Annotated in this window: 23 protein-coding genes; 17 read left to right on the top strand and 6 right to left on the bottom strand. The window is 43.8% G+C overall.

Features of this window, described 5'->3' with window-relative positions; translation table 11 throughout:
- Positions 1–90: 90 nt before the first annotated feature.
- Together C0Q44_RS19845 and C0Q44_RS19840 are read left to right on the top strand one after the other, a co-directional pair.
- Entirely contained in the window at positions 91–537 is a 447-nt protein-coding gene (locus C0Q44_RS19845; RefSeq protein WP_105408969.1) for a carboxymuconolactone decarboxylase family protein, read from the top strand.
- Between the two features lie 36 nt (positions 538–573).
- Positions 574–1,509: a sigma-70 family RNA polymerase sigma factor gene (locus C0Q44_RS19840; RefSeq protein ID WP_105408968.1), complete on the top strand. Its 936-nt coding sequence runs from the start codon at positions 574–576 to the stop codon at positions 1,507–1,509.
- Positions 1,510–1,602: 93 nt separating this feature from the next.
- Here C0Q44_RS19840 and C0Q44_RS19835 read toward each other — a convergent pair whose 3' ends face one another.
- The gene (locus C0Q44_RS19835) at positions 1,603–2,556 is read right to left on the bottom strand and encodes a hypothetical protein (RefSeq protein WP_105408967.1); all 954 of its coding nucleotides are present in this window, start codon (positions 2,554–2,556) and stop codon (positions 1,603–1,605) included.
- A gap of 244 nt (positions 2,557–2,800) precedes the next feature.
- Entirely contained in the window at positions 2,801–3,451 is a 651-nt protein-coding gene (locus C0Q44_RS19830) for a spore coat protein (RefSeq protein ID WP_105408966.1), read from the bottom strand.
- A 182-nt stretch (positions 3,452–3,633) separates the two neighbouring features.
- On the opposite strand from C0Q44_RS19830, the gene C0Q44_RS19825 reads away from it, so the two are divergent.
- Positions 3,634–4,104 (top strand): hypothetical protein, encoded by a 471-nt coding sequence (locus C0Q44_RS19825; RefSeq protein WP_146113484.1) that lies wholly within the window; start codon positions 3,634–3,636, stop codon positions 4,102–4,104.
- A 73-nt stretch (positions 4,105–4,177) separates the two neighbouring features.
- Positions 4,178–4,864, top strand: a complete 687-nt coding sequence (locus tag C0Q44_RS19820; RefSeq protein ID WP_258166455.1) for a DUF1361 domain-containing protein — start codon at positions 4,178–4,180, stop codon at positions 4,862–4,864.
- Between the two features lie 141 nt (positions 4,865–5,005).
- On the opposite strand, the gene C0Q44_RS19815 is transcribed toward C0Q44_RS19820, so the two are convergent.
- Positions 5,006–6,019, bottom strand: coding sequence for an alpha/beta fold hydrolase (locus C0Q44_RS19815; protein WP_374955119.1), 1,014 nt, complete (start codon positions 6,017–6,019; stop codon positions 5,006–5,008).
- Positions 6,020–6,126: 107 nt separating this feature from the next.
- Here C0Q44_RS19815 and C0Q44_RS19810 point away from each other — a divergent pair, with 107 nt between their 5' ends.
- Positions 6,127–6,720 (top strand): TetR/AcrR family transcriptional regulator, encoded by a 594-nt coding sequence (locus tag C0Q44_RS19810; protein ID WP_181151087.1) that lies wholly within the window; start codon positions 6,127–6,129, stop codon positions 6,718–6,720.
- Positions 6,721–6,863: 143 nt separating this feature from the next.
- A complete protein-coding gene (locus tag C0Q44_RS19805) occupies positions 6,864–7,886 on the top strand; it encodes a serine hydrolase domain-containing protein (protein WP_105408962.1) in 1,023 nt (340 codons plus the stop codon).
- Here the strand turns inward: C0Q44_RS19805 and C0Q44_RS19800 are convergent.
- Positions 7,832–8,950 carry a serine hydrolase domain-containing protein gene (locus C0Q44_RS19800; protein ID WP_258166454.1) on the bottom strand — a complete coding sequence of 373 codons (1,119 nt, stop codon included), beginning with the start codon at positions 8,948–8,950 and terminating at the stop codon, positions 7,832–7,834. The genes C0Q44_RS19805 and C0Q44_RS19800 overlap by 55 nt on opposite strands.
- 254 nt (positions 8,951–9,204) lie before the next feature.
- On the opposite strand from C0Q44_RS19800, the gene C0Q44_RS19795 reads away from it, so the two are divergent.
- The 3 genes from C0Q44_RS19795 to C0Q44_RS19785 are packed head-to-tail and all read left to right on the top strand — an operon-like array spanning position 9,205 to position 10,576.
- On the top strand, positions 9,205–9,477 hold the full coding sequence (locus C0Q44_RS19795) for a DUF6809 family protein (protein ID WP_105408961.1): 273 nt from the start codon (positions 9,205–9,207) through the stop codon (positions 9,475–9,477).
- Positions 9,478–9,506: 29 nt separating this feature from the next.
- Positions 9,507–10,292, top strand: coding sequence for a hypothetical protein (locus C0Q44_RS19790; protein WP_105408960.1), 786 nt, complete (start codon positions 9,507–9,509; stop codon positions 10,290–10,292).
- Positions 10,293–10,324: 32 nt separating this feature from the next.
- Positions 10,325–10,576 carry an ankyrin repeat domain-containing protein gene (locus tag C0Q44_RS19785; RefSeq protein ID WP_105408959.1) on the top strand — a complete coding sequence of 84 codons (252 nt, stop codon included), beginning with the start codon at positions 10,325–10,327 and terminating at the stop codon, positions 10,574–10,576.
- A gap of 375 nt (positions 10,577–10,951) precedes the next feature.
- On the opposite strand, the gene C0Q44_RS19780 is transcribed toward C0Q44_RS19785, so the two are convergent.
- Positions 10,952–12,490, bottom strand: coding sequence for a hypothetical protein (locus tag C0Q44_RS19780; RefSeq protein WP_105408958.1), 1,539 nt, complete (start codon positions 12,488–12,490; stop codon positions 10,952–10,954).
- Between the two features lie 162 nt (positions 12,491–12,652).
- Here C0Q44_RS19780 and C0Q44_RS19775 point away from each other — a divergent pair, with 162 nt between their 5' ends.
- From C0Q44_RS19775 to C0Q44_RS19745, 7 genes are all read left to right on the top strand, one after another.
- The gene (locus C0Q44_RS19775; RefSeq protein WP_105408957.1) at positions 12,653–13,459 is read left to right on the top strand and encodes a helix-turn-helix transcriptional regulator; all 807 of its coding nucleotides are present in this window, start codon (positions 12,653–12,655) and stop codon (positions 13,457–13,459) included.
- 138 nt (positions 13,460–13,597) lie between these two features.
- Positions 13,598–14,551 (top strand): aldo/keto reductase, encoded by a 954-nt coding sequence (locus C0Q44_RS19770; RefSeq protein WP_105409314.1) that lies wholly within the window; start codon positions 13,598–13,600, stop codon positions 14,549–14,551.
- 138 nt (positions 14,552–14,689) lie between these two features.
- On the top strand, positions 14,690–15,283 hold the full coding sequence (locus C0Q44_RS19765; protein ID WP_105408956.1) for a cupin domain-containing protein: 594 nt from the start codon (positions 14,690–14,692) through the stop codon (positions 15,281–15,283).
- A gap of 142 nt (positions 15,284–15,425) precedes the next feature.
- Entirely contained in the window at positions 15,426–16,106 is a 681-nt protein-coding gene (locus C0Q44_RS19760) for a hypothetical protein (RefSeq protein ID WP_105408955.1), read from the top strand.
- 541 nt (positions 16,107–16,647) lie between these two features.
- Positions 16,648–18,237, top strand: coding sequence for a methyl-accepting chemotaxis protein (locus C0Q44_RS19755; protein ID WP_105408954.1), 1,590 nt, complete (start codon positions 16,648–16,650; stop codon positions 18,235–18,237).
- A gap of 24 nt (positions 18,238–18,261) precedes the next feature.
- Positions 18,262–18,687, top strand: coding sequence for a chemotaxis protein CheW (locus C0Q44_RS19750; protein WP_105408953.1), 426 nt, complete (start codon positions 18,262–18,264; stop codon positions 18,685–18,687).
- Between the two features lie 14 nt (positions 18,688–18,701).
- Positions 18,702–20,708 carry a chemotaxis protein CheA gene (locus tag C0Q44_RS19745; protein WP_105408952.1) on the top strand — a complete coding sequence of 669 codons (2,007 nt, stop codon included), beginning with the start codon at positions 18,702–18,704 and terminating at the stop codon, positions 20,706–20,708.
- A gap of 91 nt (positions 20,709–20,799) precedes the next feature.
- On the opposite strand, the gene C0Q44_RS19740 is transcribed toward C0Q44_RS19745, so the two are convergent.
- Positions 20,800–21,684, bottom strand: coding sequence for a LysR family transcriptional regulator (locus C0Q44_RS19740; protein WP_105408951.1), 885 nt, complete (start codon positions 21,682–21,684; stop codon positions 20,800–20,802).
- A 112-nt stretch (positions 21,685–21,796) separates the two neighbouring features.
- Between C0Q44_RS19740 and zwf the strand changes: the two genes are divergently transcribed.
- Positions 21,797–23,320, top strand: a complete 1,524-nt coding sequence (gene zwf / locus C0Q44_RS19735) for a glucose-6-phosphate dehydrogenase (RefSeq protein ID WP_105408950.1) — start codon at positions 21,797–21,799, stop codon at positions 23,318–23,320.
- Positions 23,321–23,323: the final 3 nt, after the last annotated feature.

Here is a 23,323-nt window from a genome sequence, read left to right as displayed (position 1 = left end):
AGTTACAAATATTATTTTAAGAATTATGTCACAGATCTCAGCCGTCATTTGTCTTCAGTATGTAAACCAAATAACGGAGGCGAATGAGAGATGAGTCTAAGAATGAACTACAGAGCAGCCAGTTCGGGTGCTTATAAAGCGATGATGGCAATGGAGCAATATGTATCCGGGCAATTTGAAGATAAAGTATTGTACGAACTGCTGAAAATCCGTGTGTCCCAGATCAATGGCTGTGCCTTCTGTCTCGATATGCATGCCAAAGACCTGATGAAATTGGGAGATTACGCGGATCATATCCTGTTGCTGAGTGTGTGGCGCGAGGTACCTTTCTTCACCGATGAAGAACGTGTTATGCTGGAACTGGCTGAAGCCGTAACCCACATCTCGGAACATGGCGTACCCCTTGAACTGTATAATAAGGTTCGTGAACATTTCAGTGAATCTGAACTGGTGGACCTGATTATGGCCATAAACACCATTAACAACTGGAACCGAATTGCGATTACAACAGGGATGTATCCGGGTTGCTTTAATTAAACACATATACGATCCATGCTAGAGGAGGCCATTCTCATGAAGTCCAATCCCCATGCCAAAGAGCCAGAATTGTCTTCTCTGGATGTTGGTGAACTGTATATTCGTTATAAAAATTATGCCTTCTCGATCGCTTACCGTATGCTGGGCAGTGTGATGGAAGCTGAAGATATCGTGCAAGAGTGTTTTGCGGGGCTGCAGAGCAAACCTGCTCAGGAAATTCGTCATCCCAAGCCCTATATAGCCAGGCTCGTTGTGAACCGTAGCTTGAATCTGCTGAATTCCGCCCGCAACCAAAGGGAAAGTTATGTTGGTGAATGGCTGCCAGAGCCGATCGGTGATCGTGAAATGGGAAATACACCTGAGGAAACGATACAGAAGAAAGAGATGATTTCCTACGCCTATCTGGTCATGTTGGAGCGTCTTTCGCCCATGGAACGTGCTGTCTTTGTACTCCGTGAAGCGTTCCAGTATGATTATTCCGAAATAGCGGATTGGTTGGGCAAAACGGAGAGTAATTGTCGTCAGATCTTTAGTCGTGCCAGACGTAATCTGCCTGATCGGCTTCCAGCCATTGAGCAGAGTGATGCTGATCTGAAGACCAAAGAGGAACTACTAAGTCGTTTTACAACGGCTTTCCTGCGTTATGATGTCTCTGCCATGCTGGAGTTACTAGCGGAGCAGCCTGTATTTACAGCGGATGGCGGAGGTGTCGTACACACCGTTATGAGAACGATGGGGGTGCACAAAGGGGTGCTTGCACTCCTGACCTCACGCCGAGTACTTATCCAATTGCGGACGAGAGAATGGGTACCCACGCTGATCAATGGTGAGCTTCAACTCGCGTTGATGAAAGAGGGGCAGTTATCCGAAGTGCTTTGTTTGGAGCTTGATCCTTCCGGTGAACGAATTGAAGGAGTGTATCTCGTTGTGAATCCGAACAAACTTACATCGGTTCAACCTTCGTTTCATTGATTCAACCATCTGGTAAGAAACGGATATACAAAAGTAAAGCGGCATTTCCTTTGATGAGGACGGCCGCTTTTTTTTGTATTTAGGCAGGATGAATCACTCCACGGCATAGTGTTGCTGAACAGGCTCAATGATTTTTCTGATTTCAGGTGTCAGCTCATTCTTGTTCTGATTAAGCACCTGCAATAATTGCTCCAGTGTATCCAGAATCAGACTTTTGGTGTCGGGCTCCCGTTTGGATAAAGCTTTCTCGTATGCCTGTTTCACATCAGGAACCAGTGTACGGGTCTCATCGTCTGTGTACCAATCGTAAGCAGGTGTGTTATCACTTCCATAAAAAACATATTCGACAAACAATAAATGCTTCACCATCGTGGTTCGATTCGAATTGGGAAATTTGTTCAAAAATGCTTCTTTATCCAGTGTACGCTGAATTAACTCGCTCCACGGGATGACAATGCCTGCATCTGAAGTGGTCATCTGATTGGACTCGGCAGCCATAATATCAATGTATGAGGCAATGTCTGCTTGTACGAAGGGCTTGAACTTTTTGTATATCTCATAGTTAATAATAGGGTAATATATTCCTTCACTGGTTTCCAGTTTGAACCCGAGATCAGAGGCTTCCTGCAAGAGCTTACGCACGGCCGGATCTTTAATCTCTTTAAGCAAATTACTGTAGGTAAGATTCTGTTCATACTCTATCTTCTCATGGGCATGAGACAGGGCTTGTTGAAAGTGCTCTGTGTACATTTTTTGATCCATATCAGCGAGTTTCACGTTCTGCATGTTCTCCAGTTGCAGAGTCATTAGTGTAGCCTGCCAAGGACCGACTTTATCGATATGATTCATCAGGTACTTACGTGCCTTTACCAGACTCTCTGTGGACTTCGCTGCTTCTGTTCGATAGGTTTGGAATTGATGATATACCGCTTTGGAAGCGGGAACAGGCGCAGCCAGTGTTGTCTGGGGTGCAAATGTTGTACCGATGACAGTAGCGATTACAGTTACTGCGCAAATACGAGTTATAGCCGTGTATTTCAATCGCATGTATAAACCTCCTAATAATAGTCCATAGACCATTTGTACTCACTTACAATTTGTTACACATATATCATAGTAGGATCAAGGGGTTACTCTGTACAGGTTTGTTTTGATTAAACCAGTTTTTGGCAAGCGAATCAAGGATCTTCCGCAGATAATGATTAAACGCAAAAAACAGCCTCTCACAACCTGATTGGGTTGAAGAGACTGTTCTTGGAAGATCAGGCCTATGTTTAATTTCTTTGGCTAATTAATGAAGAGATTTATTGTTCACCGGCATCTGAGGTGTTGAAGTTGCCGGAGTATATGCCTGAAGCATCTGTTGTGTATCCATTGGACTGAGTTGTGGAACTTGATAATAAGCATTTTTATTTTGGAACATGAAAATCTCATAAGCCATCTCAATAAAGTGTTGTATCTGTGAAGCGATGACTCGGCGCACAGTCCCATTTGTTATTTCATTAGCGGACATGGCTAGGAGAGCGGTATGTGATTTGATCAGTCCCAACATATGACTGCTGATCCCGGCATCTTTGACATCAGACAAGCTTTGGTTCGGCTTTTTTGGTGCTGCTGGCTTAAGACCATACATCGTTGGTACAATGTTAGGTATCATGTAGGTTGCAGTCTCCTGATGGGGCTTCAGTCCCGAGGCGAAACATTCTGCGGTCAGATTGTACTGGGACAATATGAAGTTGTACTGACGATCCAGAATATCAATTAGCTCTTGAGATTGTACGAATGTACGGAAAATCATGTACTGATCCAGTACATTAATGGTTCCTGCCAAAATCTCATGTACATCAAATACTTCATGACCGCCATGATTAGCGATGGGTGTGAAACCAGGGTTGGTATTTATTTGTGGCTGAACTCGGTTCTGGGGGTTTATCGGATTCATTGTGAATTTGATTCTCCTTTGGTAAATGGTATGATTCTAGTATGCTTGCTCATCAGTAAATTTATGTAATATGTTGTGGGGACAAGTACAAATAGAGACAGGGTATGGTGGTGGATGTGACAGATACCGAATGGGATGTACCAAAAAAATGGTTTGTCAAATATTATGGGAGCGCTATACAAATGCACCGAGAAGGTATATATGCTGACTACAAGCGCTGGGAAGTACCTCAGGAGTTAGAAGAACTATGGATGAAGGAAAGAATGGATCAATTATCTTCTGAACTGTCCATCATGAATTGGAATGCAGTGGATGAGCTTGCGCTGATCGCCAAACATCGGACAGAACCGACCATTATTACGGCGATTACAGCATTTGCTTCAAGACAACTCAAGAGTGCGGACAGTATGGTTCGACTTGTGTATGCTGAACGTCTCATTGAACTGATCAAACGGTATGAATCATTTATCTCGATGGACAAGTTACGGGAAGCCTACCAATTGACGATGGATTTGTTGGTCGATGTGGCAACCAAACCGTTGGTGCTTGATCCAGGCCATGAATTGCAGCAGTATGGGATAAAGGATAAACGAGGATTGAATCTGCGTGTCGAAAAGAATAAGGAAGAAATCATCCGATATTTTCGGAATTAATTAAGAATTTAATCAAGTGAGGTCAGAATCATTGAGAAAACTGAATTATATTCGCATATTTATTTTCCTTAGTGTGGTCACAATAGTAACGCTTGGCTTGTACTACGTAGCCGCAGATTGGCTGGATCAGCGTTATTTCCGCTTCTTGATCTGGAATCTGTTCTTGGGCTGGATTCCTTTTGTGTTCTCTTATGCAGCTTATCTTCTGAGTGATGTGAAGTGGAAAGGTGCTTCATGGCTTGCAGTGGCAAGTGGGCTGCTGTGGTTGTTATTTTACCCGAATTCTTCCTACATTGTTACGGATCTAATTCATCTGACGGCTAGAAGTTCCCGCTATTATGGTGGGAATGGGGTGGACTACACCTATTGGTATGATTTGAGCGTTGTATTAATGTTTGTCTGGACTGGACTCCTGCTTGGCTTCCTGTCAATGTATCAGCTTCAGGAAGTGATCTATCACCGAATTGGACGTTGGGCATCCTGGATTTTTGTACTGGCAGGCTGTGCTTTGGGGAGTTATGGAGTCTTGCTTGGACGTGTATATCGACTGAATAGCTGGGATGCACTGACGAATCGCGAGACCCTGATTGAGCTGATGCACGAAAGTGTGAGTCGACCTTCTCTGGCGTTTTGCCTGTTTTTTGGCACGTTTATCACTACAATCTATGCCGCATTGTATTATCTGATCAATACGAGGACTCCCCGTGAAATGAAGAAGAGTGCAGGAAGTCCCGAGTCGGACCTGCAAGCGTTACGCTAACATTTGTTTTCTTAAACCCGAACTTATTAGATCTAATCTTAATGTTCATTGCTTGAAGGGCTGTTCCAAGTCATACACATGGCTATCGGAACAGCCCTTTAACATTGGATCGAGCGCAGGATGTTCTGAAGAAAAATATCTCTACTTATCAGAGATTAGCTCAAGGATTGTTTTCACAACCAGTTCAGGTTCATCGTGAATAATCATATGCCCGCTGCGGGTGGCCACAATGAGCTGACTATCCTTCGATATATTCAACATGTTCCGTTGCCCCGATTGCCATATGGATTCGAGCTTCTGCCCAATGTCAACCGGAATCCCTGCACTAGCATAGTCTTGAGGACGTCCGCGTGCAATGATACGTACAGGGATTGATCCAAGACGTTGGCCACGAATGGCATCTTCTGTTGAATGGGCGTGGAGGGCTTCTTCTTCTTTGGCGTGAAAATAGGAAGGGGTAGCAATCACATTAACAAAAGTATCCCGATCTTGCTTGGCAACCAGACCATCAAGCATAAAGTCTGGGAATAATCTGAAAGCTCCAGATACCTTCAGTAAAGATAACAAGGAGGCAGGCGGGTTTCCCTGAAACTGAGCCTGTTCCAACAAAGCCTTTGTGTTCCGTTCATCATCCTCAGGTCGCGCATCAATGAGGACAAGGCTCTGAACCTCACTTGTATACGACTGTGCGAAGAGTCTGGCATACATACCACCAAGGGAATGCCCTACCAGAATGTAAGGGCCACGGATATTTTCCTTCTCCAGAGCTGTATGTAAGTCCTGAACGATATTCGCACCTGTACGTTCTGTGGATGCAGATTCACTCCAGGCGTATCCTGCGCGATCATACGTGACCACCGTTGCATGTTGGGCTAGTTCGGCAGGGATGTCTCTCCACGACAAACTGGTCTCACCACTTCCAGCCTCCATAAGGACGGTTGGCGAACCACTGCCTTGTTTATTGATGTGTAATTGGTAACCGCTGACTTGAACTAACTTTCCGGGAGGTGGGAAATCCTCTTTGGCTTGCGATGAGGCAAACCACTCATAAAGGAATGACGCTCCAATCAGTAATAAGATTGTGCATAATATCCTGATTATGAAGGTGAAAACTCCGAATTTTTTGCGTTTTGAGGTGGGGATGGTCGTATGCATGATCTTATGAATTCCTCTCCTACAGCTTTTTTTTATTTAATACAAAGTATTAAAAAGATTATAGCACAGTGTATTACAAAAAGAGAAGCTTGGTGTATAATGTTGTCATGCCAAAAATCGTAGATCATGAAGCTCAAAGGATAATCGTTGCTGATGCAGCAATCCGGGTCATACAAGAGCACGGACTGGAGCATGCTACAGTTCGGAATATAGCGAAGGAAGCGGGACTATCTGTAGGTTCCATGCGTCATTATTTTGCCACACAGGCCGAATTGTTCACCTTTTGTATGAACCTTTTTGCAGAACGGGTACAGAAAAGGGTGGAGGCGTTACAGATGAGTGAATCTGTACTGCAGGATATGAAGAATCTGCTCTTGCAATTTCTCCCGTTGGACGAAGATAGAATGATGGAAATGGAGGTCTGGTTTTCGTTTACAGCCAAATTATTGGTGTACCCCGAATTAAAAAAGTTAAGTGATCAGATGCATCAAGGGATGTATCGATCGGTTCAATGGGTGATACTGGAGTTGCAGAAGCAGGGGATGACACATCCTGAACTGGATGCCGAGATGGAAACAGAGAAGTTATATGCTCTTGTGGATGGACTCGCCATTCATATGTTAATGCAGCCAGATAGACTTACAGTAAAACGAGTGGAACAAGTGATTGAACAGCATTTGAGCATGCTTTGTCAAACTTAATCTTACGTTGTCTGAAGAAGGGTTATTTCCTTTTATAAGGGATTAATCCTTCTTTTTATGGAAATTTGGCAGGTATGCAGGATATGACGAAGAATTAAGAATGAGAATGTAATGAATACATAGACAAGTAGGTGAGCAACAAAATGTTGAATGCAGTAGAGTTGACAACAAAAGTAGAAGAAGTCATGGAACGTGTGAATTTTTCGGGTGTTGTATTACTCCAGCAAGCCGGGAAAACCCTTTTGAATATGAAACGAGGTTATGCGAATCGCAGTGAAGAACTTGCCAATCAGGTGGATACACGCTTCGGAATTGCATCAGGATGTAAGATCTTCACGGCAGTGAGTATATGCCATCTAATTGAAGCAGGCAAGTTGTCTGCTGATTCCAAGCTGAACGATGTGTTGGATGTGGAGTTTCCACTATGGGACGAAGGAATTACCATCCATCAGTTGTTAACACACACGTCAGGTATTCCAGATTATTTCGATGAAGAAGTGATGGAAGACTTTTCAGAATTGTGGAAAGACAGACCGGTTTACGTGATGCGGCAATTGAGTGACTTTCTGCCCATGTTTCAGCATCTGCCGATGAAGTCTGCTCCGGGGCAGCAATTCCACTATAACAATGCGGCTTTTATTGTGCTGGGGCTTATCGTGGAACAACATTCAGGACTGTCGTTTACAGATTATGTGGGAGAGCACATTTTCAAACGGTGTAGCATGAAGGACTCCGGTTATTTCTTAACAGATCAGCTCCCGCGTAACACAGCTTTAGGGTATATCGATCATGAAGATGGCTCCTGGAACACCAATATGTTCTCCATTCCTGTCAAAGGTGGATCAGATGGTGGGGCATATGGTACAGCACCGGATATGATCCGATTTTGGGATGCTTTGCTGGGACACCAATTGTTGAATGAAGAGACGACGCGGCAGTTATTAACTCCACATGCTCATCAAGAAGACGAAGAGTACTATGGGCAAGGGATCTGGATTGACCGCAAGGCGGAAGATATTTTCAAATTTCATGTCATGGGGTTCGATCCAGGTGTGTCGTTCATGTCTTCCGTGTATCCGGACTATGATCTACAACTGGTTGTGATCTCTAATCAAGAGTCTGGTCCGTATCCAATAACGATTGCAATCGAAGAAGCTTTGGCATGACGAAAACCCCAGCCTATGGGCTGGTTAATGCCTACATAAGGTTGGGGGTTCATTGGTCGGACAGGATAGAAGGACTGCCTGCGTTTATAACATTTTCCATAGCTCGGGGCGATTAATCGAGGGAAAACATCCAGCGGAGGTTTCTCTTTCTTTCGTTTATCATTGGTTAACACCGTAACGAGTTCCAGCTGAGGGACAATGTATACATACTGCCCACCAAACCCTCGCGCGTAATAATAATGGAGATTGGGTTTGTCGTCTTCAGCAGCAATATCTTCGGCGGAAGACCTTTCGTTCGGATAGACATCCACCCACCAATGCCAAGCATAACTGCCGTGATTTGGTGGACTGACTGTAATGAAAGGCTGCGTTGAACGGGAGACGAGATGATTTAAAATGAGAGACTGCCCCTCCCATATACCTTGCTGTAGAAACAGCTGACCGAATTTCAACAGATCTACGGGCAACAACTTTAGACCAAACCCACCTGTATGAACACCTTGAGGGTCGCTTTCCCATTCATAATGCTTAATTTCCAGAGGGTCAAAAAGATAACGTTCTGCGAACTCGGCTACGTTCATGCCTACATTTTGCATCAGGATGGCGGATAGAATCTGTGATACTCCTGAATTGTATTCCATGTATGTACCCGGTTCATGACTTAGGCGTTGTTCCAACGCAAAATCCACCCAATGATCGGTGCGGGTCATGCGAGGGAATGAATTCTGCCCGCCGAATTCGTCCCAGTTGAATCCGGCTGTCATGGTGAGCAGTTGTTCCAGCGTAATCGCTGGTTTGCGAGGATCAGGATCGGATGTCAACTGTGGAAAAAAGGTGGAGATTGGGGTAGATGCCTCTGGCAACAAGCCTTTATCCATCGCTATACAGATGAGCGCGGACAGCACACTCTTGGTACATGAATTGATTTTTGCAATATCTGTCGCAGCCTCGTGGTTGCGGTAGTGTTCGTACATGATCTCACCGCGTACGCTGACCAGACAGCTTCGCAGATCCAGCGGTGGAATGATATGTTGTAACTTGGATGACAGTGATGAAGGATTCATAGTGTCCTTTCTGTACTGTTGATTTGTAATAGGATCTTGTGGAAATAGGTGTCCATTATCTTAGCATATTCCCGAGGTAGGGCTCAACAAGCATTGCATTATTATGTCAAAGAAAGCATGTAAAATGCGATTTTCTATGAAGGCTATAAGAATTACATGCGAATATTGCATAAAACCCCATCATTTTCTCTGAATCTTATATAATTGTCATGAGATGAGTACTAGGCATTTATTAGAGAAAGGAGGGCTGTGATGTGGGAAATATAATAGAAGAATTATATTACGGTAATCTCAGACCAGAAGAGAATATTGTTCCTCAAGATGCGGAGTACCGAGAGTTGAATAAGAAAGTTACCATGTACATAGAGAGGTTCCAAAGCAAATTATCAAAACAGGATTTTCAAGACCTTGAACAAATGATGGATCTTATAGATCAAGTGCATTCATCGTACTCAGCTGCTTGTTTTGTCAAGGGTTTTAAGACAGGCGCTATGGTTATGGTAGAGGTAGGTACAAAAGTTGAATAAGTATTTTTAATATAAAGGTGTGGTGTATTGTGCTTCAAGAACTATTAAATTATTTCAAAATGAACCCTGAGATATCGCTGATTTCAACCATTGTGTGTACAGTCATCATATGGTTATACAAAGAATTCAAAGTAATGATCGAAACGGATAACAAGAATCAATTAGCTCAAATTCAAAAGAAGATGGAGTCATACACTAGAGTTGAGGCCGCAATAGCTAGTGTGTTGGCACAACATAATCATGCAGGAGCAGTTCAAAATTTATACGACAAATTTGGCGAGTGCAGTTCTTACTTTTCTGAAGATATGCGAGAATTAATAAGAGGTTTTTATTCCCAGCGGGATACATCCATCCTTTCAACGATAATGAGTTTCATAAAAGTTGAAATGAAGAAACTTGAGAAACAAAAAAATAAAATAGATTCGCAGGATAGCTCGGGAGAAGCTTCTGCTTCCATTCTTCGTTTGTATAAGCCGTTGAAACCTATTCTAATTATTTTCATTATGTTCTTTGTTACGGCATGGTTCGTTGTACTTGCATTGGTAGAAAGTAGTGCATGGAATAGATTTTATTTAGGTGCTTGTTTTGTTACAGTTTCACTGGGAGTTATGTTTTTGGCTACAGTTATTTCAGTCTGGGTCGAGGGTGAGTTATATATTAGAGGTAAATTAGATTCATTTCTTAAACTGAGTATGATTTTCTCGCCACTTTGGGTATTGATAGACTGGAAATTATCAATTTTATCATTACTTATCCAATTTGTAGTGGGTGCAATATTAGCAAAGAGTATGAAAAAAAGACTGGTAGTCGTGTAGCCAATAAGTGCAAACGCAAGGCGGTTATAAATTTGTTCAAAATCGGAAATCAAGGATCATTTGAAACGCTTCCTGATCACGCTAGGGCAATATATGAGGGAGACATGGGTGCTTTAGAAAAATCCATTAAACAGGGCATGGATCTCGAAGAAGAGATCGTACTCAGCAAATACATAGCATTGACGCCACTCGACCTTGCCTTAATCTGCAATCAACCGGAAGTAGTTAAGTTGTTGGTGGAGTATGGGGTTAACCTGAATGTCAAAATAATCCGGAAATCCTAAAGGTAGTTAGATATTGTGAAGAAGAGATTGTCCGATATCTATACCCGAGTTGAAAAATGATTGGATATGCAGACATTGAACATCAAGAACATGGAACGATAGCTACATTTGAAAATTTCATGGTAGATCCAGCGATATGAATTGCAGATTTTTTTGATGAAATGTAGCAAGTTCCGAGAACATATAATGGAGTCTGGGTGTTTCAATGAGCTTCATTTATAGATATATACTATTGTTAAATGTGAACCTGCTATATACGTAATTGTACTCACACAAAAGAGGGTCCCACCATGTTCACGACAGACCCTCTTTACATAAATAGTTTTCTGGCACAATATTGCCGTTCTAGCGAATAGACGAATCGTAACATGCAACCTAGAAATCCCTCAAACGATCAAATACCTCATATAATTCCTCGTGATTAACCTTAACCGAATCATCTTGCCGCAATTCCAACTCCTGTACCAACTGATCCATCAATCCCTCTAGTACAACGTAAATCTCCTCACGCTCTATCGTTTCAATAAAGCCGGTCTTGGCATCCATCTTGTTGAAGGTCTGGGTGTAGTTTTCAACCATGGAGACGAGCTGCTTGTGTATAGACTCCTGATCCATGGGACCTTGACTTAATTGACGGATTTCCTTCAAGCACTGCTTGTACAATTGAGCTGCTTTTTTCGCGTGTGCTGCCTTGATGTGGTCCCGTCCATCCCAATCCCGAAACGGATTGTTCAGGTTCTCGGCAAGCCATTCCGGTTTGCGTGCTTTGGTGATCTCCACATCAAGTCCGGCAGTAGCAAATTTTTTATATTTTGTTTTGATCGACTTGGCTGCATCGGCAGGCAGGCTCGTTAGCCACAGCGTAGTCAATTCGGGAAGCAGCTCTGGATCAGGGAATTGATCACCGTCGAAGCCGAACACGTCATATGTAGTGAAGGTTTGCAAAGTCACCAAATGCTGAATCGTTTCTATATGGGATACATTGCCGGGTTTACCCCACAATCGTAATTCTGAAAGCTCAGGATAGTACTGCACAATTGGCTCCAGATTGAGTTCTGTGATATCTCTGATATACAGACCTTCAAGTCGCGAAATACCAGTAACCTGTGACAAGTCCACTGGGACATTCAGAGTGATGCGTTTACCATCTTCATGAGCTACGATACAAAGACTAGGGGACAGCTCTCCTGTGAAGTTCAGACTCGTCATCTTCGTGTTCAAAATCAACCGCTCCAACCCGCTGACATCCACAATGAGTTTGGTCAGGTGACTCTTGCTGATATCCAGCATCGTTTGACCATGATGTATGATATGAAGCTCTTTGATGAACGGATTGTCCTCTATAAATGGAAAGATGGATTCCATATATCCATCCATTTCAATATGTGTCAGACAAGGTAGCTTGGCAAGTTCGGTTACATCTTCCGCAGATGTAGGGCTGAAATCTCGGAGGGTACTCGTACTGCGCCGTATTACACGATCGCCAATCATGACTTCTTCGTCATCATCCGCAGCTTGTTTGAACTGTGCTCTTCGGATCGCATCAATACTTTCCCATTCACGCTGGAGGTGAAGTCTTTCTCCGATCGGCCAGCCTCCGCCATACGAATTCGTTTCCTCGGTGTAGAGAGGAGGGAGGTTACCTGCAAGCACATACTGTGAAGGAACATTAGCACTCACGTAACTATGGTCAACTCGATTGTTCCAGAAATAGAAATTACAGATTAGAGGTTGCATCTGATGAAGCTGCATTTCATCAGGTAGTTGATCACCAGTCCAATCTAACTGAAGAACTGAGGCAAGCGTGTCGGAAGGTTTACCTTCCGTTTCTTTCAGCCCGATTACCTGGCAGGCGGTATATTGTTGTAATTTTTCGACGTACACGCAGTACACATCTCCAACCTTAGGGATCATGCTCTGCTCCTTTCGTTCTACACCAGTCAATGCTAAGCTAATTGATATCTAGCATTCTGTAGAAATATGAATAAATGAATTATATCAAAGCCATTCAGAGACTTCCATTTCTGGATAGAGTCTGACTCGCTTCAATTCACTTTATATAAAAGGAACGATGTTATGGACACAGGAACGAGTCGTAATAAAATACTGGGTGAGTTTTTGAAATCACGGAGAAGCCGCATTCAGCCGGAACAAGTCGGATTGTCGGGATCTTATGGACAGCGAAGAACGCCGGGTCTAAGAAGGGAAGAAGTAGCCGTATTGGCTGGTGTCAGTGCAACGTACTACACGTGGCTGGAACAGGGTAGGGAATTGGCGGCTTCACGAGAAGTGATGGAGAGCATAGCGAACGCGCTCCAGTTAACGCTGGAAGAGAAGAGCCATCTGTTTGACATATGGGACCCCAATACGGAACATGAATTCCTTGCTTCGTATTCTCAGCTGGAGCCAGGGTGGCAGAGCATTATTGGGCAGTTGACTCACCCCGCCTTCATTACCAATGAACGTTCTGAGGTACTTGCCTGGAATGAAGCTGCAGACACGAACCTCTTCCACTTTTCCTCGATGCATGTGAATGAGCGTTTAATGATGCGGATTTTATTTCTGGATATAACGCTCAGGGAGCGTATGCACAACTGGGATGAATTCGCACGGCATTCAGTAGCTGTTTTCCGTACGTACTATGACAAGTATCCGAGTGACCCCGAGTTTGCAAGGATAGTGAGTCGGTTGAGTGAAGAAAATGTGGATTTCCAAACGATCTGGAACCTGCACCAAGTCGAAATGAAACAAGTCAATCGCGTCCTGCTTGAAACGACGGATCGGGCAGATGGTGTTGTGCATGCGTACGATATCTTTTCCATGAATAATCTGAACAGTCAATCAGGTATTCATTGTTGTATTTACGTCCCTGTTGCCGTATAGAAAGTCGATCACCCTGGTAGTTTCATTACTAGCATAAACAGAGTGTGGTTGGGATCTCTGGAGTGAAATAGAATGAACTCAAGTTCAAACGTATCTATTTCACGTTTCTATTTTAACAAGAAAAGAGGGAACCACATGATCAAGACAAGAACGCTGGGAAATGATCAATTACGAATATCCGGGCTCGGCCTGGGTGTGATGATGATGCCGGATAATGACGAATCGGTACTTACCATTCAGGGTGCGTTGGATGCAGGAGTCACTATGTTTGATACGGCGGATCTGTACGGAGAGTATGAAAAACAGCGATTTGGAGGGAATGAAAAGCTGCTTGGACGTGCGCTTCAAGGTCGAAGATCCGAGGTTATCGTTGCCACCAAATTCGGTATAACACACACGCAGGGCCCCAAAGGAGACCCAGCTTACATCAAAAAGTCAGTAGATGCGAGTCTCTACAACCTGGGGATGGATTATATCGATCTGTATTATCAACATCGTCCTGATCCCAATACACCCATTGAAGAGACGGTGGGCACGCTTGCCGATCTGGTTCAACAGGGGAAGATTCGATATATTGGGTTGTCTGAAGCGCCAGTAGAGATCATTCGGCATGCGCATGCTGTTCACCCGATTACGGCGCTACAGACCGAATACTCATTGTGGAGTCGTGAGCTTGAGGATGAAATTATGCCGGTCCTGCATGAGCTAAACATTGGTTTGGTTCCATACAGCCCATTGGGACGTGGTTTCCTGACAGGTCAGATCCGATCTTTGGAGGATTTGCCGAAAGATGATTATCGTCGTCACTATCCACGTTTTCAAGGTGAGAACTTTCAGAAAAATCTGGAGGTTGTTGGATTAATTCAAGAAATCTCTATGCAAAAAGAATGCACGGTCTCACAACTTGCCTTGGCTTGGTTGCTTGCAAAGGGAGAACATATCGTTCCGATCCCGGGGACTCGCAACCTGGAAAGAGTTCACGAGAATTTAGGAGCGCTACAGGTTTCGCTTACAGATGATGAGATGAACCAGATTGATCGTATATCACCCCAAGGCATTGCAGCCGGAGCAAGATTCCCTGGTCAAGTCTAGTTCCTAAGAAATGATGCAAGAAACTTGTAGTTTCGGATTAAAAAGAGTTCATAACATGTGTCAAAATGGTATTATCTTTCTATTCTCCGGCATACAGTACAACAATGAGATGTATGCCCAAGGAGGAGAAATAATCGCATGATTAATCCGATTCTGCAATCCCCGAACGTGCAGTTGGCGGCTGATTCTAATGCTGTTGTTAATTATCAAAGAGACCCGCGTAATTATGTGACCCAGCTATTTGGAGCGCAACTGCCAACGATTGAAAATGGTTTCTTCAATGTATATCTGAGCAAAGGCATTATTGTACAGCCTCATTGGCACACCAATGTGACTGAGATGGTCATCGTCATCCGTGGTGAAGTTACAACATCAGTGTTCAACCCGTTCACACGTGAGCGAATAACGTATCATTTGAAACCGGGGCAGGTTTCCGTGTTCCCTAAAGGCTGGTTTCACTGGTTTGTAGCCGAAACAGATGATGTACACGTATTAACTATTTTTGATCAACCGACCCCTGATATTGTATTCGGAGCTGATTTTCTAGCGGCAACACCACCCGAAGTGGCACATCGAGCCTATTGTCTGGATGAGGAGGCTTATGCCAGAGCCGTTGCGTCTATACAAAATGATGCTATTTTGGGTCCACCTATAGGGTGTGATACTGCTGTTTCTGACCTGTCTACCCAACCATCCAATGCACCTAAACCAACTAAAGGATCTAGAGATTAGGGGCAATTCCTCTCTAATAAAATAGAATCATCTAAGCCTGCAACTGGAACTTATCTGGTTGCGGGCTTATTCTATACGTTAACACCTATAGAAATCTCTGCTAAAATGGTTGTAACATCGATGAAAATGGGGGATACCATCCATGACCATGTCAGAAATGGAAATGCTTCAAACCGCAATGAGTTATGCACCTGTATTGATGTTTGATCGGAACGAACCTTTCTATCCGGATTTGGTGGGCGTTTCTGTGTTGCATCGTTCAGGGCCTTCCCCTTCGTTCAGGAGGGATATTGAGTTTCCAGTCGAGGTAGTACAATATGTGATTGAATTTGCGATCTGGTGGGATTATGAGATTGGACATCTGTATGAAATGGAGCATGTGTGGATCTATGTGGGTCATGACGGAGAGGTTGTGGACTGTGAAGCCAGCTTTCATGGCAAAGTGCTGCGCGGATTGTTGAAAGATCGGGTCAATATGATAGGACGTCATGTATGTCTGTATTCACAGCCTGGCAAACATGCTTTTTCACCACTTCCAGTTGTATTCGAGTTATTGCCAAACTTGTACATCGCAGCAGGTGCTAAAGCGGGATGTGATGGGCTACTTGTGAATGAATTGTTCCACGGTTATTTTGAAACGAATGAACAGATCGATGCTCAGGTGATGCGATATCTACAGACCAAGGCATTCGTGCCAGCTATGGAGTTCCAAGAATATTTGTTGCAGCCGGAGATGTTCATGACTTGGGACAACTTGTTTGGTATTATTCCTCAGCGAATTGAGAATCGATTAATGGAACTGGAACAGCTGTACGGTGTGTAAATTTATCCATATGAATGGATAGAATTATATTATAATAATCAAACTCTCTTTAAGAGGGTTTGGTTATTTGTGTGTGACCATAGAATTAGTTAAAGTTTCTCCATAGTTAGACTTTAGTCATGGGGGGGGACGGTATTAAAGCTTAATTAAACAATTAATTTTGATAATTGACATCGGTTGTTAGACCCAAGAACTATATATTAATATCTTGAAAATGTAAAAAAGGAAGTTTACATATTTCGAAATTGTTATGTCTGATAACTCATGTATAAAAACAATAAAATAATATATGGTTTTCGTATATATGAATTATAATATTTTATTAATCAGGTACTTAGTATATTACATTCTATATTACTAGAATCTTAATATCTAAAATATAAATTCGTAATAGTGCAAATTAATAGAAATGAAAATACGCTATTCAGTTTTGATATAAATCTGTCGAAATAGATCGTATGCTGTCTGGAGTGCAACCTCGGAGAAGGGTTAGCAAGGTAAATTACATAACTGGACACGATAATGCATAGGGGGAGTTTAGATGGTATGGTTCAGTAATATGAAAACAGCAACAAAGATTATTTCAGCGTTTTTAGTTGTGTCAATGATTCTGGCAGCACTAGGAATTTATTCAGTAGTCACGTTGAGAAGCACCAATGAAAGAATGCAAGATATGTATAACAACAATCTGAATTCAGTGAAAGAATTATCTTCAGCTCAGGTTGATTATCAGAGAATGCGGGTTAACATACGTGATCTGAACTTTGAGGAAGTAGCAGCAGAGCAGACCAGAGTTACAGAAAGTATAGCCATAATTCGTCAATCCCTTGAGGATCGAATTGCTACATATCGTCCTCTGGCGACCACAACGGGAGAAGTGGAGTTACTTCGTAAATTAGATACCCAGTACGACAGCTATATGAAACTGTACGATGAAGGTGTCACGCTGGCATTAGCAGAAGATGATGCAGGTTTTATTAATTTCCTGAAAGCAACATTGAAACCTCCGGGTGACCAGGTAGTACAAACGTTGACGGATTTGGTGGACTTAAATGTATCTTTGGCTGAACAGGCCAATACGAAATCGGAAGAAGCCTACACATCTGCCTTTACAGTAACCATTGTTATGGTTGTTGTATCTGTACTCTTCAGTATTCTGATCGGTTACATCATTTCTCGTTCCATCTCGAAGCCACTCATGGCCATGCTGGGTCTGGCAACGGAAGTCGCGAACGGAAATCTGACCCTCAAGTCAGACATCTCCAGCAAAGATGAAGTGGGTCAATTGTCCGCGGCTTTGAATCGGATGGTAGACAATCTGAAAGAGTTAATCAACAATATTGTGATGAACTCCCAAAGTGTAGCTGCTTCTTCACAACAAATCTCAGCAAGTACACAAGAAATTGCAAGTACCAGCACAAGCCAATCCCATGAGGCAAGTAACATCTCTGAATTGTTCAAAGAGTTGTCACTGGCAATTAACTCTGTAGCTGCAAGTGCAGAAGAAGCAGCTGAATTGTCCAATGATACCGTGAAGACTGCTCGTGAAGGTGGACAAGTTGTACAGACTTCATTGGAAGGTATGCAAGCGGTAAATATGAAAATGTCCAAACTTGAAGATGATTCTCGTAAAATTGGTGACATCATCGAAGTGATTGACGATATCGCTGAGCAGACCAATCTGCTTGCACTTAATGCTGCAATCGAAGCAGCGCGTGCAGGTGAGCAAGGGCGAGGATTCGCTGTTGTGGCAGACGAAGTCCGGAAGCTTGCGGAGCGAAGCGGTGAGGCAACCAAAGAAATTACAGTCATCATCAAAGCCATGCAGGAAAATACAAGACAAAGCGTACAGGCTGTTGCCGCTAGTGTTGATCAGTCTTCCATGACTGGACAGGCTTTTGATCAGATCATTGATATGGTCAATAACTCTTCACAAAAAGTAAACGAAATTGCAGCTGCATGCGAAGAAGAGGCAGCTCAAGCGGCAGAGGTCATGAGTTCTGTTGAATCCATCTCGGCTTCCAGTGAGGAATCCGCTGCTGCGTCGGAAGAGACAGCAGCGACATGCCAGTCACTGGCTCATCTGGCGGAAGAACTATCTAATTCCGCAGCAGCCTTCAAAACCCAATAATTATATCGAATTGAGGGTGAATCGATGTCTTCACTTCAGAAGGAACAATATATAGAATTGTCTGTCGGTGCAGAGACTTGCGCCATTCGAATTGAAGAAATTCACGAAATTATTAAAGTGCTCAGCATTACGGATATTCCATTCAGCCGTCCGGAGATTAAAGGGGTAGTTAATCTGCGTGGCAAGGTTGTATGTGTCATGAGTTTGCGGAATCTGCTGGGGATGCCGGATGAACCGGATACCCGGGCAACTCGAATTATTGTGGTTCGATATCAGGATGAATTTATAGGATTGATCGTGGATCGAGTGAACAAAGTAACAACCTACTCGGAAATACATCCACCTGCCGGAGGTCACAGTCGTAACCGTGAAGCATTCTTTCAAGCCGTGGGCCAGCAGGGTGATGAACTGGTTGGTATTTTAAAACTGGACGAAATATTGGGCGGTTAGGGAGGAATACACGAATGATGGATTTATCTGCCTACCGTGACATCTTTATCGAAGAACTGAATGATCAACTGGAACGGATGGATCAATCTTTGCTGGCACTGGAGCTTTCGCCTTCGGTAGAACTGATTCAGACGTTGTTTCGGGCAGCTCATACCATCAAGGGATCCGCATCCACAATGGATTTCCGTGAATTAAGTGACCTTACTCATGAAGTGGAGTTCGCTCTGGAATGGGTCCGGGAGAAAAAACCTGAAATGACCTCGGAATTGATTGATACCTTATTTCGCTCTCTGGACGCCATGAAGGTACTTCGTGATCAGTATATCCGTGGGGAAGCTTATGCAGACTTTCGAGAGGTAGTACGTGAAATAAAGGCATTGATTCAGACGCCGGCAGTAGTCGGGAAAATAAAAGCACCTCAATTGCAATCAGCCGAATCGATCATGGCGCAGGTAGCCATCGTGTCAGGCAAGCAGCTACTGTCTATTCAGATCGTGCTGGAGCAGACCTGCATGATGAAAGCAGCCAGATATCATATTTTGCGACAACGCATTGAGGATATATGTGGCACGGTTGTTGCTACTTCTCTTATGGAGAGCCAGCCAGGCGCAGAGAATGAGGACCATCATTATGGTCAGTTTATCATCATCGTGGCTACTTCGAAGGACCAGCAACAACTCAAGGCAGAGTTGTCTGCCGACTCGGATATCCATATGCTGGAGATTGGTCCGTATATGCTGGAATCCAATGAGGTTGCAGCGACTTCTGCACCACTGGAATTAACCTCTGAAACAGAGCGGACGACTCCAAACGTGACCATGCCTGTCTCGGAAGAGAAAGTGAAGGCTGCTCAGCCTACGGTTCGCGTGAATGTTGAACGTCTGGATCACTTGATGAATCTGGTTGGAGAGTTGCTAATTGATCAGACATCCCTTGCAGATCTTAGTGGTTCGGGCGCACGTAAGGAGCCTTCTGCACTCATGCAGAATATTGGCGGGGTATCCGACCATATGGGCCGAGTGATCAAGGAGCTCCAGGAAGGTGTTATGAAGACACGTATGTTACCCATTGATCAACTATTCACCCGCTTTCCGCGACTGGTTCGCGACCTTTCGCAGAGACTGGGCAAAGATCTGGAACTGGTTATCCAGGGTGGAGAGACTGAACTTGACCGGATGATTATTGAGGAATTGAGTGACCCATTGATTCATCTGATCCGGAACAGTGCAGATCATGGCATTGAAAGCGCGGAGATTCGAGCGGAGCACGGGAAGCCGTCCAAAGGACGCATTACCTTGACTTCGTTTCATGAAGAGAACCATGTCGTGATTCGTTTTTCGGATGATGGCAAAGGTATTGATGGTGAAAAGATTAAGGCTTCTGCTTTGGATAAAGGCATAATAAGTGAAGAACAGGCAGCACGCTTGACTACACAGGAATCTGTACATCTCATATTTGAACCTGGATTTTCGACAGCTTCTTCTGTCAGTGATGTGTCAGGCCGGGGCGTGGGAATGGATATTGTACGCAGTCAGATTGGACGTCTCAACGGAATTATTGATATAGATACAGAGGTTGGAGTGGGGACCACATTTACCATTCGTCTTCCGCTTACATTGGCTATTATCAAAGGTCTGTTAGTCAAAGTATCAGGACGTGTCCTGATCTTGCCGATGTACAACGTTGCTGAGATTGTTCGGATATCCCCTGAGGATATTCAGATGATTCAAGGGCAACAGGCGATTCTGAATCATGGACGAATTGTACCCTTCCACAGACTGTGTGACAAACTCAACTATTCACGATCGGATCGCAATTCCAAAACCATTCCACTGGTTATTGTGCGTTCCGTTGACAAAATTGCAGCCTACGCAGTCGATGAGATCATCGGGAATCAGGAAGTCGTTATTAAGACGCTAGGTACTTATCTGGGTGCCATGAACCATCTGTCTGGCGCAACAATTCTGGGTAACGGAAGGGTGGCCCTCATTTTGGATGCTTCCTATCTGGTCAGTCATTAGTCGTTAACTAAACATTATTCAATCCAAAGAGCCTCACTTTCCATAAAGGATAGTGAAGCTCTTTGTCGTACCTGTTGTCATCTCTGACAACTCAGGCTTTGAAAATAAGATCCATAAAACGGTTGGCTGCCAGAGATATTGGCATATTGCGTTTGCTCATTATCCCTACATGTGAAGGAGGCAGCGGGACATCAAGTTGTATTTCAAACAGAGAACCTTCCTCCAACTCTTTGGAGATGAATTCACGTGTTACATAGGAAATACCCAATCCTCGACGTGCAAATTCAATCAGCAGATCCACACTGCCGACCTCGATCTCAGGCTTCAATGTGTAATTATAACTGTTAAACAATTCGGTTATCGCCATCCGAACCCGACTGTTCCGGGAGAAGAGGATCAGTTGATGCTCCAGGAGCATCTCAAGTGTCATCACTTTACCTTTGAGCTGGGAATAGCGTTCTCCCGCCACAAAACAGTCTTTCAGCTGAATGCTTTCCCTGACTTCAAGCTGTGGATCAACAATGGGCATCCGGACAACTCCAAGGTCAATCTTACCTTCCTTGAGGAACGTAATGACTTCAGGCGTAGTTCCATGACTCAGATGTAACTTGATATTAGGGTACAGCGTATGGAATTCCTCCAGATACGCCAGCATGTAATGCTTGAACAGGGAGTCACTGCCACCGATCCTCAATTCACCATTGTCAAGACTCTTCAATGCTGCCATTTTCTCTTCGGCAAGCGATATCAGAATTTGGGACTGCTCAATATAGGAATACAGACTGGTACCTTCCTGTGTCAACGATACACCTTTGGAATTTCGATAGAACAAGGTAAGACCAAAGCTCTCTTCCAACTGTTTGATGGCATGACTGACACTGGGTTGAGTGATATACAGTACTTTGGCTGCCTGGGTCAAACTTCCCGTTTTGGCGGCCCAGTAAAAGACTTTATATAGTTCATAATTTGTTGTCATAGATATTGTCTATAGCTCCTGTGAAATATATTAATTACTTGTATGGCTATGAAACGTATTATAGTGTAACTACAACAAAGAAACCAGAGTTACTTGGAAGGAGAACGGCGAGATGGAACCAACTACCATTGTTTTATTTGGAGCTACTGGCGATTTAGCCAAAAGAAAAATATATCCTGCCTTATATAACTTATATCTTGAGCAGAAGCTTCCGGAAACCTTCTCATTATTTGGTCTGGGACGCAGAGAGTGGTCTGATGAATTCTTTCAGGCACAAGTGGAAAAATCATTAAACGAATTTTCCAGACGCCAGGCTGATCCTGAAAAGGTGAAATCATTTGTGAAAGCTTTCCGCTACAGTGTATTGAATATAAGCCATAAGGAAGATTATATAAAGCTGTTGCAATTAGTTGAACAAAGAGAGGCCGAGCTTGGCATTCCGTCCAACCGCCTATTTTACCTATCCGTCGGACCGGAATTCTTCGAACCCATTGCGGAGAACATTCAGGAAAGTGGGTTGGGTTCCACGGAGGGCTGGAAGCGTCTCGTTATTGAGAAGCCATTCGGTCACGATCTGCAATCCGCCAGAGACCTTAACCGCAAGTTAAGCGAATCGTTCACGGAGGAAGAGATTTATCGGATTGATCATTACTTGGGCAAACCGATGGTACAGCGGCTTGAGACGTTACATCAGAGTAATCCGATCATGAAGGCACTATGGAACAACCGTTACATCTCCAACGTGCAAATTACGGCAAATGAGACTGTAGGTGTCGAAGAACGTGCATCCTATTATGATCATGTAGGCGCTGTGCGAGACATGTTCCAGAATCATATGTTGCAATTGCTCATGATGATGGCGATTCAGCTTCCATATAACAGCACATCGGAAAAAGTCGGCTTGAAGAAGAAACACATCATGGAATCTATCCAGCCATTGCAAAAGCAGACCGTTGGCGCAAGCATCATTCGCGGACAGTATGCTGAAGGAAACATTCAAGGCAAGTCGGTAAGCGCTTATGCTGCTGAACCCGGTGTAGCGGAGAACACGATGAATGACACATTCATTGCTGCCAAATTGCAAATTGATGATTTCTTCTGGCGGGGTGTTCCGTTTTACATTCGTACGGGTAAAAGAATGAAGGAGAAATCAACACGAATCGTGATTGAATTCAAAGAACCTTCAGGACAGGCGAATGTAACGAAAGACAATGGTTCCAAGCCGAACCTGCTCGTTATTGAGATGAGTCCTGACCAGAGTATGACTTTGCAGCTGAATGCGAGTGATCCTGAGAATAAAGGTGAATTCAAACCGGTTCATATTGACCTGTCTCCGGATAACGGCGATCTTGCAGAAGCTTATGAGAACCTGATTCGTGATGCTTTGCATGGAGATCCAACATTCTTTGCCCATTGGGATGAAGTAGAACTGTCCTGGGCTTGGGTGCAACCGATTCTGGATGCATTCCAGGAAAACCTGTTGCCACTTCACCTGTATCCTGCAGGAAGTTATGGTCCGGCTGAATCGGATGCTATGCTTGAAGAGGAAGGTCACCATTGGTGGTTTGATGAGCCAGCGAATCAGCAGTTGGAAGTTGAAAGTGACGTGCCCTTGGCAGTTAATGCCAATCTGTAAACC

It is taken from the genome of Paenibacillus sp. PCH8, assembly GCF_002968835.1.
Taxonomy (GTDB): Bacteria; Bacillota; Bacilli; order Paenibacillales; family Paenibacillaceae; genus Paenibacillus.
Note: the sequence above shows the minus strand (reverse complement) of the source record. Positions and strands in the feature narration are given on the sequence as shown.